Below are 15,661 nucleotides of genomic sequence, written 5' to 3'. Positions count from 1 at the left end.
TCCGGCCGGGCCCGATCGGCTGCGAGACTCGGGGTATGCGGACCGAACTCACCGATACCACTTCCAGCAAGGTCAACCGGGCCCTGCTCGACGCGCGACGGGCCGTCGGCAGCCCCACCATGGGGCTCGTGCTCAACCTCCTCGTCGCCACCGACGAGGAGAACGCGTACGACGCCGTCCGCGCGGCCTCCGAGGCCTCCCGGGAGCACCCCTGCCGGATCATCGCGGTCATACGCCGCACCGCGCGCGGCTCGAACCGGCTCCGGCCCAACCGGCTCGACGCCGAGCTGCGCGTCGGTTCCGACGCCGGGTCCGGGGAGATCGTGCTGCTGCGGCTGCACGGGACCCTGAACGAGCACGCGGGCTCCGTGGTGCTCCCGCTGCTGGTGCCGGACGCGCCGGTGGTGGCCTGGTGGCCCGCCGACGCCCCGGACGCGCCCGGCCGGGACCCGGTGGGCGCCCTCGCGCAGCGCCGGATCACGGACGCCGAGGCGGCCGCCGATCCGGTCGCCGTGCTGGACGTACGGTCCCGCGCCTACGAGCCCGGTGACACCGATCTGGCCTGGACCCGGCTCACCCCGTGGCGCTCGCTCCTGGCCGCGGCCCTGGACCAGAAGCCCCTCCCGGTGACGGGCGCGGCGGTGGAGAGCGAGCCCGGCAACGCGAGCGCCGAGCTGCTGGCCCGCTGGCTGGAGGACCGGCTCGGGGTGCCGGTGGCGCGGGTGGCCACCGCGGGCCCGGTCATCACCCGGGTCCGGCTGACGACCACGGGCGGGGAGATCCGGGTGGACCGCCCGGACGGGGTGCTGGCCACCCTGCTCCTGCCGGGCAGCCCCGACCGCAAGGTGGCCCTGAAGATCCGCAGCAGTGCCGAGCTCATCGCGGAGGAACTGCGCAGGCTCGACGCCGACGAGATCTACGCTTCGGCGCTGCGCTTCAGGCGGCCGGCCCAGGCGTCGCTCTCCGCGTAGTGGTTGTCGTAGACCGGCTGGCTGTCGATGATGTCCTGCACCGTGGCCTCGCCGGCCCGGACCCGGCCGAGGAGCCGGTAGTAGTCGAAACGGCCCATGCCCGGGGTGAAGCCGACGAAGACCTCGGCGGTGCTGTCGGCCGCGGGGGCGAAGGCGTGCTTCACACCGGGCGGGACGGCGAGGAAATCTCCCTTGACGAGGGTGTGTATCTCCTCGCCGACCAGGACGTCGAGCCGCCCTTCCGTGACGTGGAAGAACTCGGTGGCCTTGGTGTGGAAGTGCACCGGGGCCCCGGCCGCACCGACCTCGAAGCTCGCCGTGTTGCAGGTGAGCTCGGAGGTGTCGGTGAGCAGCGTGATGAAGCTGCCGGGGCCGTCGGAAATGGTCTCGGCGGTGGCGCCGCGGGTCAGGTTCTCGTTCATGATCGCGATCATATGGGCAGGGTCTGACACTGCGTGGGATTTATGCCTGAAGGGTCAATTCCGTTGAGCGGGAGCCTCCTTGGGCCCTTTCCGGCGGCCCGGGGCGGCCTCCGGACCGTCTTCGACGTCTTCGCCGCCTTCCGGGTCTACGTGGCCTTGGCCGCTTTGGCGGCGGCCTTCGCCTCCTGCTTGTGCGCGCGCACCTTCGCCAGCGACTCCGGCCCGGTGATGTCGGCGGCCGACCGGTAGACGTTCGCCGGCCCGTACCCGCCCGCCGCCTCCCGCCAGCCGCGCGGGCGCACCCCGAACCGCTTGCCCAGCAGCGCCAGGAAGATCTGGGCCTTCTGCTCCCCGAAGCCGGGCAGCGCCCGCAGCCGCTCCAGCAGCTCGGCACCCGTGCCCACGCCGGCCCACACCGCCGCCGCGTCCCCTTCGTAGTGCTCCACCAGGTACGCGCACAGCTGCTGCACCCGCTTCGCCATCGACCCCGGGTAGCGGTGCACGGCCGGTTTCGCCGAGAGCAGCGCGGCGAAGGCCTCCGGGTCGTAGGCGGCGATCACATGCGCGTCGAGGTCGTCGGAGCCGAGCCGCCGGGCGATCGTGTAGGGCCCCGAGAAGGCCCACTCCATGGGTACCTGCTGGTCCAGCAGCATCCCGACCAGTGCGGCGAGCGGGCTGCGGCCGAGCAGCTCGTCGGCCTCCGGCCGCTGGGCGAGGCGGATGGTGACCCCGCCGTCGGTGTCTGTGTCGTCGGTGTCCATGGGATCCAGGGTCCCGCGTGGCGGCGCTCCCCGCGCGGTTGTCAGACCCCGCGCCTAGCGTGGGACCGACAGATACGGCGACACAGGAGTCGATCGACCATGGCTGAGTTCCCGGAAGGCGCACCCTGCTGGGTGGACGCGATGTTCTCCGACCTGGAGGGCGCGAAGACCTTCTACTCCGACGTGCTGGGCTGGACCTTCGGCGAGGCCAGCAGCGAGTACGGCAACTACACGCAGGCCTACTCCGACGGCAAGGCCGTCGCGGCCGTCGTCCCGCCGATGCCGGGGCAGGAGGGCCATTCGCAGTGGTGTCTGTACCTCGCCTCGCACGACGCGGAGGCCACCGCCGGGAAGATCAAGACGGCCGGCGGCGAGTTGCTGATGGAGCCGATGCAGGTCGGCGACTTCGGCACGATGGCCATCGCGAAGGAGCCGAGCGGCGCGGTCTTCGGCGTGTGGCAGCCGGGCGAGCACAAGGGCTTCGAGAAGCTCGGCGAGCAGGGTTCGTACGCGTGGGCCGAGTTCTTCTCGCGCGACGTGGCCAAGGCTGACGCGTTCCTCTCGAAGGTCTTCCCGTACGGCGTCCAGCAGATGGACCTCGGTGACTCCCCGGAGGTGTCCGGGATGGACTTCAAGGTCTTCAGCCTGGGCAGTCACGAGAACCCGGTGCTGGGCCGGATGAACATGGGCACCGACTTCCCGCCGGAGGTCCCCTCGTACGTCCAGGTCTACTTCGCCGTCCCCGACTGCGACGAGGCGGTGGCGAAGACCCAGGCCCACGGCGGCAAGCTCCACTTCGGCCCGATGGACAGCCCCTTCGGCCGTTTCGCGGCGGTGGCCGACCCGCAGGGGGCGGCCTTCGCCGTGATCGACAGGGCGAAGACGGTCGGCGAGATGCCGAAGTTCGCCTGACGGGAGCCCGGCCGGGCGGCGGCAGGGCTCCGGGATACGCTCCCGGAGCCCCGCCGCCGCTACGCGGCGAAGCCGAGCGCGAAGGCCGCGACGACCGGGGCCATGTAGAGCGCCGGGAACGGCACGTGCGCGTACGCGCGGGCCCGGACCACGGTGATCACGGCGCCGGCGTAGTAGAGGACCAGGCCGATGCCGGCGGCGATGCCGACGGCCGGGACGAAGAGGCCGATGAGCAGGCCCAGGGCCCCGGCGGCCTTCGCCACGCCGAGCGGGGTCCACCAGGTCTCGGGTACCTCGTACTGCTCCATGGCCTGCACGACGAACGGGGCACGGGCCAGCAGCGAATACCCCGAGAAGCCCGACATGGCGGCGGCGAGGACGGTGACGACGGTGGCGGCGATGTTCATGAATGGCTCCTCGGGGGCGGTGCGGGCGGTTTTTCTTTCCTCACCCCCATGACCCGCGCCACCTCACGAGTGTGACCGGAGCCCCGAGAATTCTTTTTCCGGCGCATCGGCCGGCCTCCCGGCGTCCTACAGGCCCAGGATCGGCGGCGACAGTGCGCCGAACCACACGTGGGTGACCGCACTGACGTAGCGCGCCCCGCACCGGTCGTTCGGGACCACCAGCTGTGCGCCCGTCTCGTCGAGGTCCTCCCCGTCGAGGCGGGTCGCCAGCAGGACCGGGCTCCCGCCGAAATCGGCGTCCAACTCGGCCCAGGACAGTACCGAATGGTGCCCGTCCCCGCCGCTGACCGCGAGCAGGAAGCGCGAACGGTCCTTGCGGCGGCGGACGTCGAAGGCGGGACCGGCGTCCGCGACGACCTCGCGGAGCAACGCGCCCTCGAACACGTGGTGCTGCGGACCGTTCGTCGCGCAGTCGAACGTGACCGCGGCCCGGCGCGGTGCCCAGTCCCGCAGGTCCGCGACGCTGAGCGTCGCCGGGTGGTCCAGGTCGCCGTGCAGCATGAGTTTGGCCATGGGTCACTCATGCCCGGCGGCACGCTTTCCGGAACCTCATGTGCAAGGTTGAGAGCTTGATATGAGCCGCACCTGTATGGGTAATGGTCGTTTCCGCCTGGCGTCCGCCGCCTTGCGACCTCAGTGCCCGGCGGCCTCCTGGATCCGCTGCCAGACGACGTCCCGCGTGACCGGCAGCTCCGTGAAGCGGACGCCCGTCGCGTCCCGCAGCGCGTTCGCGAACGCCGGGCCCACCGGATTGAAGGGGCTCTCGCTCATCGACTTGGCGCCGAGCGGGCCGATCCCGTCCGAGGTCTCCATGAAGTGGACCTCGGTACGCGGGACATCGGCGTACTGCGGGAGCCGGTAGCGGCGGAAGGCCGCCGTGGTCACCTCCCCGCGCTCGTCCACCCGTACGGTCTCGAAGAGGGTGGCGCCCAGTGCCTGGGCGACTCCGCCCTCGACCTGGCCGCGGCACTGGAGCGGGTTCATGACCTTGCCCGCGTCCGCCGCGTGGACGCTGCGCAGGATCTTCATCTCACCCGTGTCCGGGTCCACGGCGAGCCGGAACCACTGGGCGTTGAAGGCCACCGACCGCGGCGAGCCGCCCCAGTGCCCGTCCGCCGCGACCTCCTCCAGCCCGCCCTTGTCGTACGCGGCCTCGTACAGCTCCTTCAGGGTGACGACCCGGCCCGCGCAGTCGAAGGCCTCGGCCTCCAGCCTGCACAGGTGGCGGGCGACGCCCGTGTGCCGGGCCGCGAAGGTCAGGAGGCGTTCCGCGAGCGAATTGGCGGCCAGCAGTACGGCCTTGCCCGCCACCACCGTGCCGGCCGAGCCGAACGCGCCGGTGTCGTGGCGCACGACATCGGTATCGGACTGGCGGACCGCGATCCGGTCGACCGTGGTGTTCAGCGCACCGGCGGTGATCTGCTTGTGGACGGTGGTGGTGCCGTTGCCGAACTCCGCCGTACCCACCGCGATGTCGTACGTGCCGTCGCGCAGCAGGCTGACCCGTGCGTCGGCGAAGTGGCCGCCCGGTGGGCCGGTCGCGATCATCGCGACCGCCGAGCCCGTGCCGGTGAGCCAGCCCTCGGGCACGTCCTCGTGGCTGCGGTCCTCGGCGATGGCCCTGCGGACGACGTCCATGCACTGCTTCATCCCGTACGAGGCGATGAAGAGGTCCTCCTCGTGGCCGATCGGGGTCACCATGTGGTCGCCGGCGCCGATGACGTTCTTCTCGCGCAGTGCGAGCGGGTCCATGCCCAGCTTGATGGCGAGCTCGTCCATCACCGATTCGAGGGCGAAGAGGACCTGGCCCAGGCCGTAGCCGCGGAAGGCGCCGGCCGGGACGCCGTTGGTGTAGACGGAGTAGGCCTCGACCTCCTTGTTCGGAGCCTTGTAGACGGCGAAGGACTCGCCGACGCTGTGGAACATGACCGCCGGGCCGTGGTTGCCGTAGGCGCCGGTGTTGGACAGCACGCGGATGCGCAGCGCGGTGAGGGTGCCGTCGGCCTTGGCGCCGATCTTGATGGTGATCTTGAAGGGGTGGCGGGTGGTGGCCCCGTAGAACTGCTCGGCCCGGGTGAACTCGAGCTTCACCGGGCGCCGCAGCTTCAGGGCGGCGAGGACCACGATGTCCTCGGTCAGCATTTCCTGCTTGCCGCCGAACCCGCCGCCCACGCGGCCCGCGACGACGCGGACCTCGTCCTCGTTCAGGTCGTAGAGGGCGCACAGCGCCCGCCGGGTCAGGAACGGCGCCTGGGTGGAGGAGCGGACGGTGATGCGTTCCCCGTCGCCCTCCTCCTTGGGCTCGAAGTACGCGACGCTGCCGTGGGTCTCCAGGCTGGCGTGCTGCACGCGCTGGGTCTGGAAGGTCTCCTCGTGGACGACGTCCGCCTCGGCATACCCCTTCGCCATGTCACCGAGGGTGTTGTGGACCTCGCCGCACACGTTGTTCCCGGCGCGGAAGATCCCCGACTCGGGGCCCTTGGGGTGGAGGACGGGGGCGCCCGGGAGCATGGCCTCCTCCGGGTCGATGACGTACGGGAGTTCCTCGTACGTGACGACCACACGGCGGCAGCCCTCCTCGGCGGCCTGCTCGCTGTCGGCGACCACGGCGGCCACGCGCTGGCCGACGAAGCGGACCACGTCGTCCAGGACACGGGTGTCCATCGGGTCCTCGGTGGGGTGCTCGTGGCGGGCGCTGGAGTAGAGGCGCTCGGGGGCGTCGTGGTGGGTGAGGACCGCGTGCACGCCCGGGACCTGGAGGGCGTCGGTGGTGTCGATGGAGAGGATCCGGGCGTGCGGGTGCGGGGAGCGCAGCAGCTTCATGTGCAGCAGCCCGGGCACCTCGACGTCGAAGGTGTAGCGGGCGGTGCCGGTGACGACCTGGGGGCCGGCGGGCGCGCCGAGGCTCCGGCCGACGGCCTGGCCCGCCCCGGGGGTCTCGGTGTGCTTCACGCCGCGCACGGCGTCCTCGATGGCGCGGTAGCCCGTGCAGCGGCAGATGTTGCCCTTGAAGGCGCGGGGCAGGTCCTCGAGCTTGCCGTCGTCGTGGGCGGTGCCCTGCTCGGCCTGGAGGGCGGAGGTGGTCATCAGGAACCCGGCGGTGCAGAAGCCGCACTGGAAGCCCTGGGCGTCGAGGAACTTCTGCTGGACCGGGTGCAGTTCCCCGCCGGGAGAGCACAGGCCCTCGACCGTGGTGACGGCGCGGCCCTCGGCGCGGACCGCCGGGTAGAGGCAGCTGTGGACCGGCTGCCCGTCCACGTGGACCGTGCAGGCTCCGCAGTCGCCCTGGTCGCAGCCCTTCTTCACGCCGAACCAGCCGCGCTCGCGGAGGTAGGTGCGCAGGCACTGGCCGGCGCGGGGCTCCTCGGTGAAGCGCTGCTTGTTGATGTCGATCTCGTAGGTCATCAGGATCCTTCCGAGTCCGGCGCCGGGTGTGCGTCCGGGCCGCCGTCGAGGTTTCCGCCGAGGCCGCCGCCGAGGTCTCTGCCGAGATCCCTGTCGAGGTCCCGGTCGCCGTCCTGCGGGGCGAGCTCGCGGCGGACCTCCTCCGCCAGGCGCAGCCCCATGTGGCGCCGCCAGGCCGGCAGGCCGTGGATGTCGTCGAACCACTCCTCGGGGCCGACGCCGGAGTCGATCACCGCCCGCAGTTCGGCGGCGGTGGGCGGCAGTGCGAACCAGAAGCGGAAGGGGCGGGTGGTGGCGGCCGTGACCGTGACGGCGAGCGAGCCGTCCTGGGGGTCGGCGGCGCCGATGACAAGGGCGCCGGAGCGGCCGAGTCCGTACAGGGAGGCCTGGCGGAAGGCCGTACGGGAGTCCAGGGCGCGGGCGGGCAGGCGGACCGAGCGGAGCAGCTCGCCGTCGCGGAGGTCCTTGACCCCCGCTCCGAGGATGAACTCGCAGACGGGCATCCGGCGGGTGGCGCCGTCCTGGCCCTGGAGGAGGACGGTGCCGTCGAGGGCGGCGGCGAGGGAGATCATCGGGCCGGCGGGGAGTCCGTTGCAGAGGTTGCCGCCGACGGTCGCCATGTTCCAGATCTTGAAGCTGGCGAGGAAGGCCCGGCAGCACTGCTCGAAGAGCGGCGCGGCCGTGGTCGGCAGGGTCCGGGCGAAACGGGACAGCTCCGTGATGGTGCAGGTGGCGGCGATGTCGAGGGAGCCGTCGGGCTGCCAGGACAGGGGCGGCCAGCCCATGCGGGAGAGGTCGACGAGCCGGCGGATGTGGGGCTGGGGCTCGGAGAAGAGGTAGGTGCCGCCGCCGAGCCAGGCGTCTCCGGGACGCCATGGTTCGCGGCGGCGGGCATCGCGCACGTCGAGCACCGTATTGAGGTCCATTTCCCGCCACCCTCTCCATCCTCGTGTCGTCCTCCCGTCAGTGAAACAACGGGGCGGGGGCGGGCACGACTGGTCCCGGGCACGGAAAAGCACGAGGGCCGCCGGGGTGGCACTGGTTGATCATCCAAAAGGCTGTTCGCGGAGTTGTCCTTGCATTTACCATGGCAACCCTCATATTCGCCTCGCGATTGTGGGCTGCCACCCGCCGCAAGGAGTCCCCGTCATGCACGTCCTCGACCTGCTCCAGTCCGACAGCCTCGGCCTCACCCTCCTGTGGGGCGAGGAGTCCCTTCTCGGCCAGGAGGTCAGCGGGGTGACCGCCACCGACCTGGAGGACCCGGGCCGCTTCCTGGGCCCGGGGGAGCTGGTGCTGAGCGGCCTCGTGTGGTGGAGCCCGGGGGCCGCGGCCGCCGCCAAGACCGACCGCTTCGTCGCCGCCCTCGCGGACGCCGGGGCGCGGGCGCTGCTGGCGGGCGAGGAGACCCACGGTGGGGTGCCCGAGGAGCTCGTCGCCGCCTGCCGGGCGCACCGGATGCCCCTGGTGGCCGTGCCCGCGCAGACCAGCTTCAGGGCCGTGACCGAGGCGGTGTACCTGCGCCAGTGGGGCGACCTCAGCCGGCGCCCGACCCGGCACTTCGCGCTCCCCGAGAACGTGCGCGGCGAGCTCAGCCGGCTCCTGGAGGGCGGGGCCGGGCCCGCGGAACTGCTGGACCGGGCGTGCGCGCACCTGGGCCGGGTGCCCTGCTACCTGCTGACCGCGAGCGGCCGCACGGTGGCCCGTACGCCGTCCGCGCCCGAGCTCCCCGCGCAGCGCGTCGGCTCGGCCGCGAAGGGCGGGGTCTCCCTGGGCGTGGAGGCCGAGAGCTCCCCGTACGACGCCTGGCGGCTGTACGTCCCGGACGCGGACGCGGCACCGCCGAGGGTGCTCCACGAGATCGCCGAGATCTTCGCCCAGTACCGCGACGGGGAGGCCCGGCGCGGGGCCGCGGGCCGGGCCGCCGGGCGGGAACTGCTCGCGCTGGTGGCCGCGGACGCCGAGACGGAGCTCCTCGGCGCGGCCCTGCAGGCGGCCGGACTGCCCGCGCGGGGTCCGTACCGGGTGGTGACGGCGACCGACGGGGACGCGCTGGCGGAGGCGCTGGGGCACCTGGAGGGGGTGCGCTGGGCGGCCGGGCCGACGGGGGCCGTGCTGTGCGAGGGACCGGGCCCCGACACCGCCGACGCCACCGCCGCGGACGTGGCCGACCGGCTGCGCGCCGTGTGGCCGCTGCTCCAGGCGTGCGGCGCCCCGGAGGCCGTCCTGCGGCTCGGCGTGGGCGCGCGGGCGGCTTCGGCGGAGGGGCTACGCGCGTCACTCTGCCAGGCGAACTTCGCGCTGACGGCGGCGGACGGGGAGGTTCCGGTGCGCGGGGTCGAGCAGCTGGACACCCTGTCCGAACTGCTGGCGGGGGTTCCGCCGGAGGTGCGCGGGGTGTTCGGGACGCGGACGCTGGGGGCCCTCGGGGACGGGATGCTGCGCGAGACGCTGGAGGTGTTCCTCGCGAACAACTGCTCGTGGACACGGACGGCGGAGGCGCTGCACCTGCACGTGAACACGGTGCACTACCGGATCGAGCGGGTGGAGGCACTGACCGGCCGCGACCTGTCGCGGCTGGACCACAAGCTGGACCTGTACGCGGCGCTGCGGTGCTGACGGGCGGCCCCCCGGTGGCTGACGGCCGTGCGGCTGACGGCCGGGCCGCTGACCGCCGGGCCGCTGGAAGGTGGCCGCCGGGCGCCCGGAGGGGTCGGTCAGAAGGCGAGGTCGATGTGCACGTCCGTGGACTTCACCCGGGCCGTCACGGTGACACCGACGGCGATGCCGAGCTCCTCGACGGACTCCCGGGTCACCACGGAGACGAGGTGGTGCGGGCCCGACTGGATCTCGACCTGGGCGGCCACGTCGTCGAGCCGGACGGCGGTGACGATCCCCGCGAAGGAGTTCCGCACGGAGGTGGCCGTGGCCGTCCGCGGCACCGGATGCAGCCCGGTGGCCCGCTCCTTGGCGAAGGTGGCCAGGACGGCCCCGTCGACGGTCCGCACCCCGTCGGGGGAGCGGTGCGCGGGCAGCCGTCCTCCGTCGGTCCAGCGGCGGACGGTCTCGGGGCTCACGCACAGCAGGACGGCGGCCTGCCCGATGGAGTACGACGGCACGTCCGCAGCCTAGGCGACCCGGCGGCCGTGCCGCGGGGCCCCGACCCGTCGCGGCCCACTCCTCCGGCAGGCTCCGAAAGTCCTACGGAAGCCTGACCAATCCGACAAAAGGGTCAGTGGGCGTAGCGTCGTAGGAGCGACCAGGAAATGGCCGCGGCCTGTGGAAGAAGGGTGCCGCCGATGTCCGTCCCGCCTGCTCAGCCCCTCCAGCCCTCCGGCTCCTCGGGGACCGCCGGCTCCTCCCGGCCGGCCCTCGCGCTCCTCGTCGGGTTCGACGGGTCCGCCCGCAGTCTCGCCGCCACCCGCTGGGCGGCCCGTGAGGCCTCGGCGACGGGCGCTCCGCTCCGGCTCCTCCACGTCGGCCAGGCCTGGCCGACGTTCCAGCCCATCTCCCCCGAGTTCCAGCCCGTGCTCGGCGAGAGCGAGCTCGCGGCCGTGGCCGTACTGTCGGCGGTCGCCGAGGAACTCCGCACCACGTACGAGGGGCTGACCGTCGAGACGGCCACGGCCGAGGGCGGAGCCGGCAACGAGATCCCGCGTGCGGCCCTGCGGACCGGCGCCGGCCTGATCGTCCTCGGCGCGAGCGGCCACCGCCCCCACCTGGTCCCGCTGCTCGGCTCCACCGCGCTGCACGTCGCGGGGCGCGCCGAGGTCCCCGTCGTCCTGGTCCGGGAGTCCGCCGGGCAGGCGCTGCCCGGGCGCGGGGTCGTCGTCGGGGTGGACCCGGCGGGCGACTACGGCGACGTGCTCGACTTCGGCTACGCCTGGGCGGCGGCGCACGGGCTGCCGCTGCGCGCGGTGCACGCGGGACCACCGGGGCAGGCGCCGCTCGAGGCCGCGGTGACCGGGGCCGCCGCGCGCCATCCGCAGGTGCCGACCGAGTGCGTCAGCCGCCCGGGCGACGCCGCGCACGTCCTGGTCGACGAGTCCGCCACGGCCGACCTCCTGGTCGTCGGCCGCCGCCACCACCGGCCCCTCCACGGCATGGGCCCCACCGACCACGCGGTGGCCCACTACGCCCGCGGCCCGGTGGCCCTGGTCCCGCACGGATAGCGGTCCCCTACCGCCGCAGGAGGACGATCACCGAGCCCCACATGGTCAGCAGGACGTTGCCCAAGGCGTACGGGACCGTCGTGCCCAGGGCCGGGATCTGGCTGCGCGCGCGTTCCGTCAGGGCGCCGAGGGCGGCCGTCGTGGTCTGGGCGCCGGCCAGGGCGCCGAGGAGGATCGGGAGGGGGAGGCGCTGCACGAAGTGCCCGTAGGCGAATCCGGCGAGCAGCGGCACGCTCGTCACGGCCGCGCCCCAGAGCAGCAGCGGCCAGCCGGCCTCGCGCAGGCCGGGCACGAAGCTCGGGCCGGCGTTCAGGCCGACGACGGTGACGAACACGCACAGCCCGAGCGTGCCCATCAGCCACTGCGCCGCCGACGGCAGGTTGCCGTAGGTGGGGTACTTGCTCCGGATCCACCCGAAGACCAGCCCCATCAGCAGGGCTCCGGTGGAGGTGGACAGCGACAGCGGGGCGCCGGCCGCGTGCAGGGCCGGGATGCCGAGGCAGCCGCCGAGGAAGAGTCCGAGCGCGATCCACACCATGTCCGTGGCGAAGCTGGTCGGCACCGGCTTGCCCAGCTCCGCCGCGGCCCGCTCGACCCGCTTGCGCGGCCCGGTGAGGACCAGGGTGTCGCCGCGCTCCACGGTGTTGTCGAGCCGCACCCGCAGGTCGGCCCCGCCCCGCCAGTGCTCCTCGACGAAGACCCCCGGCATGAACTCCTCGTGGCGCAGGGTGCGGACGGTACGGCCGCCGAGGTTCCGGTCGGTGATGACGACGTGCAGCGACTCCGTGCGGTAGGCGAGGAGTTCGAAGTCGTCCGTCTCCATCCCGATGTGCGTCCGCGCGTCGTACGCGACGAGGTCGCCGCGGACCGCGCTGACGGCCAGGACGTCACCGAGCTCGATCCGGGTGTCCGCGGTGTGCTCCAGAATCTCCCCGGCCCGCCGCAGCCGGGTGATGTAGAGGCGCCGCCCGGCGGCCTTCTGCTCCGCCTCGAAGTCCCCGATCGTGCGCCCGGCGAAGGCCGCCACGTCGACGGCGTACGCGCGCAGCACGTGCTTGTAGTAGCCCTCCCCGGCATCGGGGTTGTCCTCGGCGGCCTCGAGGTCGGCCGCCAGTACGGCGCTCTCGGCCGCGAGGTCCCGGCGCAGGAGGCGGGGCAGGATCCCGGCGAGGAGCAGGGCGGGGACGACCGTGCCGAGGGGGTACGTGACCGCGTAGGCGACGGCGATGAGATGGGACTGGTCGCGCGCCTCGGCGGCACTGACGCCGGGCAGGTGGGAGATGGCGTCGGAGCCGACGCCGATGACGGCCGACTGGGTGAGGCCGCCGCCGAGCAGCCCGGCGGAGAGGCCGGGGCCGTAGCCGGCGAGGGCGGCGAAGGCCCAGGCGGAGGCCAGCCCGGTGACGCAGACGATGAGGGCGAGGAGGACCTGGGGGAGTCCGTCCTTGCGCAGGGCGCGGAAGAACTGCGGGCCGACGTCGTAGCCGAGGGCGAAGAGGAACATCAGGAAGAAGACGGACTTGATCGGCCCGTCGATCTCGACCTTGGCCTGGGAGCCGATGACCAGACCGGCCACGAGGCAGCCGGTGACGGCGCCGAGGGCGATGGACTTGTACCGGACGCGGCCGAGGAGGAAGCCGACGGCGATGGTCAGGAAGATCAGGAGCTCGGGGTAGGGCCGGAAGATCTCCGTCCTGAGCCAGTCCGTCAACGCCCCCACCGGCACTCACCCGCTTCCCGCCCGCGCGGCCGCCTCGGCTCGGCTCGGCCACCTCAGGAAACGTTATGTGCGGGTATGTCCCACCGCATGTGCAGCGCCGCGCACGAGAACGCATGAGAACGCGCGAGAGAACATCGGGAACGCGAAGAGCCCCACCGCAAGCGGTGGGGCTCTTCAACGTATTGCCCGGTGAGAGCAATGGCGGAGGATACGAGATTCGAACTCGTGAGGGGTTGCCCCCAACACGCTTTCCAAGCGTGCGCCCTAGGCCACTAGGCGAATCCTCCGCGGCAAACAATACAAGACGTTGAGGGGTGCTCGCGAACGTGATCGTCGGCTGCCGTCCTGGTCGGGGTCGGGCAGGGCCCGGCCCGGGGTCTGCTCGCGCTCCGCCCGGGGGCCGGCTCGATTCCGGGGCCCTCCATCCGCTAGGGTGGGGCCAGCCCCTCACGTGGCGCTATCTCACCCAACTCCCCCAGGGCCGGAAGGCAGCAAGGGTAAGTGGGCTCTGGTGGGTGCGTGGGGGGCGCTTTGCGTTCCGGGGCGGGTCGCGGGCAGACGTCGCGGGCAGGACAGGGCCGCCGTTGTCGGTGGGCCCGGATAACCTCGTAGACGTGTCGTCCCTTGCGCTGTACCGCCGCTACCGCCCCGAGTCGTTCGCCGAGGTCATCGGGCAGGAGCATGTCACTGCCCCGCTGATGCAGGCCCTGCGCAACAACCGGGTCAATCACGCGTACCTGTTCAGTGGTCCGCGAGGCTGCGGCAAGACCACCAGCGCGCGCATCCTCGCCCGGTGCCTCAACTGTGAGCAGGGCCCCACGCCGACCCCGTGCGGGGAGTGCCAGTCATGCAAGGACCTCGCGCGCAACGGGCCGGGATCGATCGACGTCATCGAGATCGACGCCGCCTCCCACGGTGGTGTGGACGACGCCCGTGACCTGCGGGAGAAGGCCTTCTTCGGGCCCGCCTCCAGCCGGTACAAGATCTACATCATCGACGAGGCGCACATGGTCACCCCGGCGGGCTTCAACGCCCTGCTGAAGGTGGTCGAGGAGCCTCCGGAGCACCTCAAGTTCATCTTCGCCACGACCGAGCCCGAGAAGGTCATCGGGACCATCCGGTCCAGGACGCACCACTACCCCTTCCGGCTCGTGCCTCCCGGCACCCTGCGCGACTACCTCGGCGAGGTCTGCGGCCGCGAGGGCGCCCACGTGGAGGACGGGGTGCTGCCGCTCGTCGTGCGCGCCGGGGCCGGGTCCGTCCGCGACTCCATGTCCGTCATGGACCAGCTGCTGGCCGGCGCCGCCGACCAGGGTGTGACGTACGCCATGGCCACCTCGCTCCTCGGGTACACCGACGGGACCCTGCTGGACGCCGTCGTGGACGCCTTCGCCGCCGGCGACGGGGCCGCCGCGTTCGAGATCGTCGACCGGGTGGTCGAGGGCGGCAACGACCCGCGCCGTTTCGTCGCCGACCTGCTGGAGCGGCTGCGCGACCTGGTGATCCTGGCCGCCGTGCCCGAAGCCAGGGAGAAGGGGCTCATCGACGCCCCGGCCGACGTGGTCGAGCGGATGCAGGCCCAGGCCTCCGTGTTCGGCGCCGCCGAGCTGTCCCGGGCCGCCGACCTGGTCAACACGGGGCTCACGGAGATGCGCGGAGCGACCTCGCCCCGGCTGCAGCTGGAGCTGATCTGCGCCCGCGTGCTGCTGCCCGCCGCCTTCGACGACGAGCGGTCCGTGCAGGCGCGGCTCGACCGGCTGGAGCGCAGCGGAGTCGCCCAGGCCGCCGCCTTCGCACCCGCCCCGGCCATGGGTTACGCCCCCGGGCCGGAGGCCCACGCCATGGCCCCCGCGGTCGTACGGGCCCCCGCGGCGCAGGCCCCCGCCCCGGCGCCGGTGGCTCCGCCCGAGCCGGTGGCCGCCGCTCCCGTCCCCGTTCCCGCGGCCCAGCCGGCGCCCGCTGCCGTGCCCCCCGCCGCGGCGCCCGGTGCCTGGCCCGGCGCCGCGCAGCCCGGCGGCGGCGCCCCCGGTGCCTGGCCGGGAGCTGCCGTCCCCGGCGCCCCCGCAGCCCAGACCCCGGCCGCCCCGGCCGCCCCCGCGGCACAGGCTCCCGCGGCCCCCGCCGCCGGTGCCTGGCCCAGTGCCACGGCTCCGGGCTCCGCCCCGGCTCCGCAGGCGGCCCCCGCGCAGGCCCCGGCCCCGGCCGCGCCCGCCGCCCCGTCCCCCGGCATGGCCGCCGGCGCCGGGCAGGTCCAGGCGATGTGGCCGGCCGTCCTGGAGGCTGTCAAGAACCGCCGCCGCTTCACCTGGATCCTGCTCAGCCAGAACGCCCAGGTCGCCGGCTTCGACGGGACCACCCTCCAGCTCGGCTTCCCGAACGCCGGAGCCCGCGACAACTTCGCGAGCAGCGGCAGCGAGGACGTCCTCAAGGCGGTCCTCGCCGAGCAGTTCCAGGTCAACTGGAAGATCGAGGCCGTGCTCGGAGGCGGCGCCCAGCCGCTGTCCCCCGTCTCCGCGTCCTCCTACGGGGCTCCGCCCGCGCCCGCCCACAACCCGCCGCCGCAGCAGGCCCCGGCCCCGCAGCAGCAGTCGCAGGCGCCGTACCAGCAGCAGCCCCAGCAATCCCAACAGCCCCAGCAGCCGCAGCAGTCGTACCAGCAGCAGCCCCCGCCGCCCGTCCACCAGGCGCCCCCGCCGGTCGCCCCCGAGGACGACGTACCGGAGGACGACGACCCCGACCTGGTCGACACCGCGCTGAGCGGACACGACCTGATCGTGCGCGAGCTCGGAGCCACCGTTGTGGAGGAATACACGAACGACTAGGGGGCCCGA

Annotated in this window: 13 protein-coding genes, 1 tRNA gene and 1 other RNA gene; 6 read left to right on the top strand and 9 right to left on the bottom strand. The window is 73.2% G+C overall.

The window, feature by feature from the left end:
• The first annotated feature begins 35 nt into the window (after window positions 1-35).
• Window positions 36-971: a glucose-6-phosphate dehydrogenase assembly protein OpcA gene (gene opcA / locus OG389_RS18775; protein WP_328299629.1), complete on the top strand. Its 936-nt coding sequence runs from the start codon at window positions 36-38 to the stop codon at window positions 969-971.
• On the opposite strand, the gene OG389_RS18770 is transcribed toward opcA, so the two are convergent.
• A complete protein-coding gene (locus OG389_RS18770) occupies window positions 917-1,393 on the bottom strand; it encodes a cupin domain-containing protein (RefSeq protein WP_328299628.1) in 477 nt (158 codons plus the stop codon). The two genes, opcA and OG389_RS18770, sit on opposite strands and share 55 nt — an antisense overlap.
• Before the next feature lie 146 nt (window positions 1,394-1,539).
• Window positions 1,540-2,154, bottom strand: a complete 615-nt coding sequence (locus OG389_RS18765; RefSeq protein WP_328299627.1) for an HhH-GPD-type base excision DNA repair protein — start codon at window positions 2,152-2,154, stop codon at window positions 1,540-1,542.
• A 99-nt stretch (window positions 2,155-2,253) separates the two neighbouring features.
• Between OG389_RS18765 and OG389_RS18760 the strand changes: the two genes are divergently transcribed.
• Entirely contained in the window at window positions 2,254-3,066 is an 813-nt protein-coding gene (locus OG389_RS18760; protein ID WP_328299626.1) for a VOC family protein, read from the top strand.
• Window positions 3,067-3,125: 59 nt separating this feature from the next.
• Here the strand turns inward: OG389_RS18760 and OG389_RS18755 are convergent, their stop codons facing one another.
• From OG389_RS18755 to OG389_RS18740, 4 genes are all read right to left on the bottom strand, one after another.
• Entirely contained in the window at window positions 3,126-3,473 is a 348-nt protein-coding gene (locus OG389_RS18755; RefSeq protein ID WP_328299625.1) for a DoxX family protein, read from the bottom strand.
• 126 nt (window positions 3,474-3,599) lie between these two features.
• Window positions 3,600-4,046 carry a molybdopterin-dependent oxidoreductase gene (locus tag OG389_RS18750; protein WP_328299624.1) on the bottom strand — a complete coding sequence of 149 codons (447 nt, stop codon included), beginning with the start codon at window positions 4,044-4,046 and terminating at the stop codon, window positions 3,600-3,602.
• 120 nt (window positions 4,047-4,166) lie between these two features.
• Window positions 4,167-6,938, bottom strand: a complete 2,772-nt coding sequence (locus tag OG389_RS18745) for a molybdopterin-dependent oxidoreductase (RefSeq protein ID WP_328299623.1) — start codon at window positions 6,936-6,938, stop codon at window positions 4,167-4,169.
• The gene (locus OG389_RS18740) at window positions 6,938-7,864 is read right to left on the bottom strand and encodes an FAD binding domain-containing protein (protein WP_328299622.1); all 927 of its coding nucleotides are present in this window, start codon (window positions 7,862-7,864) and stop codon (window positions 6,938-6,940) included. The genes OG389_RS18745 and OG389_RS18740 overlap by 1 nt, the downstream gene beginning before the upstream one ends.
• A 223-nt stretch (window positions 7,865-8,087) precedes the next feature.
• On the opposite strand from OG389_RS18740, the gene OG389_RS18735 reads away from it, so the two are divergent.
• A complete protein-coding gene (locus OG389_RS18735; protein ID WP_328299621.1) occupies window positions 8,088-9,557 on the top strand; it encodes a helix-turn-helix domain-containing protein in 1,470 nt (489 codons plus the stop codon).
• Window positions 9,558-9,655: 98 nt separating this feature from the next.
• Here the strand turns inward: OG389_RS18735 and OG389_RS18730 are convergent, their stop codons facing one another.
• Window positions 9,656-10,057 (bottom strand): TOBE domain-containing protein, encoded by a 402-nt coding sequence (locus tag OG389_RS18730; protein WP_328299620.1) that lies wholly within the window; start codon window positions 10,055-10,057, stop codon window positions 9,656-9,658.
• Window positions 10,058-10,237: 180 nt separating this feature from the next.
• Between OG389_RS18730 and OG389_RS18725 the strand changes: the two genes are divergently transcribed.
• Entirely contained in the window at window positions 10,238-11,110 is an 873-nt protein-coding gene (locus tag OG389_RS18725) for a universal stress protein (protein ID WP_328299619.1), read from the top strand.
• A 7-nt stretch (window positions 11,111-11,117) separates the two neighbouring features.
• On the opposite strand, the gene aspT is transcribed toward OG389_RS18725, so the two are convergent.
• Together aspT and OG389_RS18715 are read right to left on the bottom strand one after the other, a co-directional pair.
• Window positions 11,118-12,821 (bottom strand): aspartate-alanine antiporter, encoded by a 1,704-nt coding sequence (aspT, locus tag OG389_RS18720; RefSeq protein WP_328303903.1) that lies wholly within the window; start codon window positions 12,819-12,821, stop codon window positions 11,118-11,120.
• Window positions 12,822-13,029: 208 nt separating this feature from the next.
• Window positions 13,030-13,117, bottom strand: a tRNA-Ser gene (locus tag OG389_RS18715).
• A 151-nt stretch (window positions 13,118-13,268) separates the two neighbouring features.
• Here OG389_RS18715 and ffs point away from each other — a divergent pair.
• Window positions 13,269-13,367: signal recognition particle sRNA small type (gene ffs, locus OG389_RS18710), an RNA gene on the top strand.
• Window positions 13,368-13,444: 77 nt separating this feature from the next.
• Entirely contained in the window at window positions 13,445-15,652 is a 2,208-nt protein-coding gene (locus OG389_RS18705; RefSeq protein ID WP_328299618.1) for a DNA polymerase III subunit gamma and tau, read from the top strand.
• The last annotated feature ends 9 nt before the right edge of the window (window positions 15,653-15,661 follow it).

The sequence above is a fragment of the Streptomyces sp. NBC_00435 genome (assembly GCF_036014235.1).
Lineage (GTDB): Bacteria > Actinomycetota > Actinomycetes > Streptomycetales > Streptomycetaceae > Streptomyces.
The sequence above is the reverse complement of the archived record's forward strand: the minus strand, read 5'-3'. Positions and strand labels throughout refer to the sequence as shown.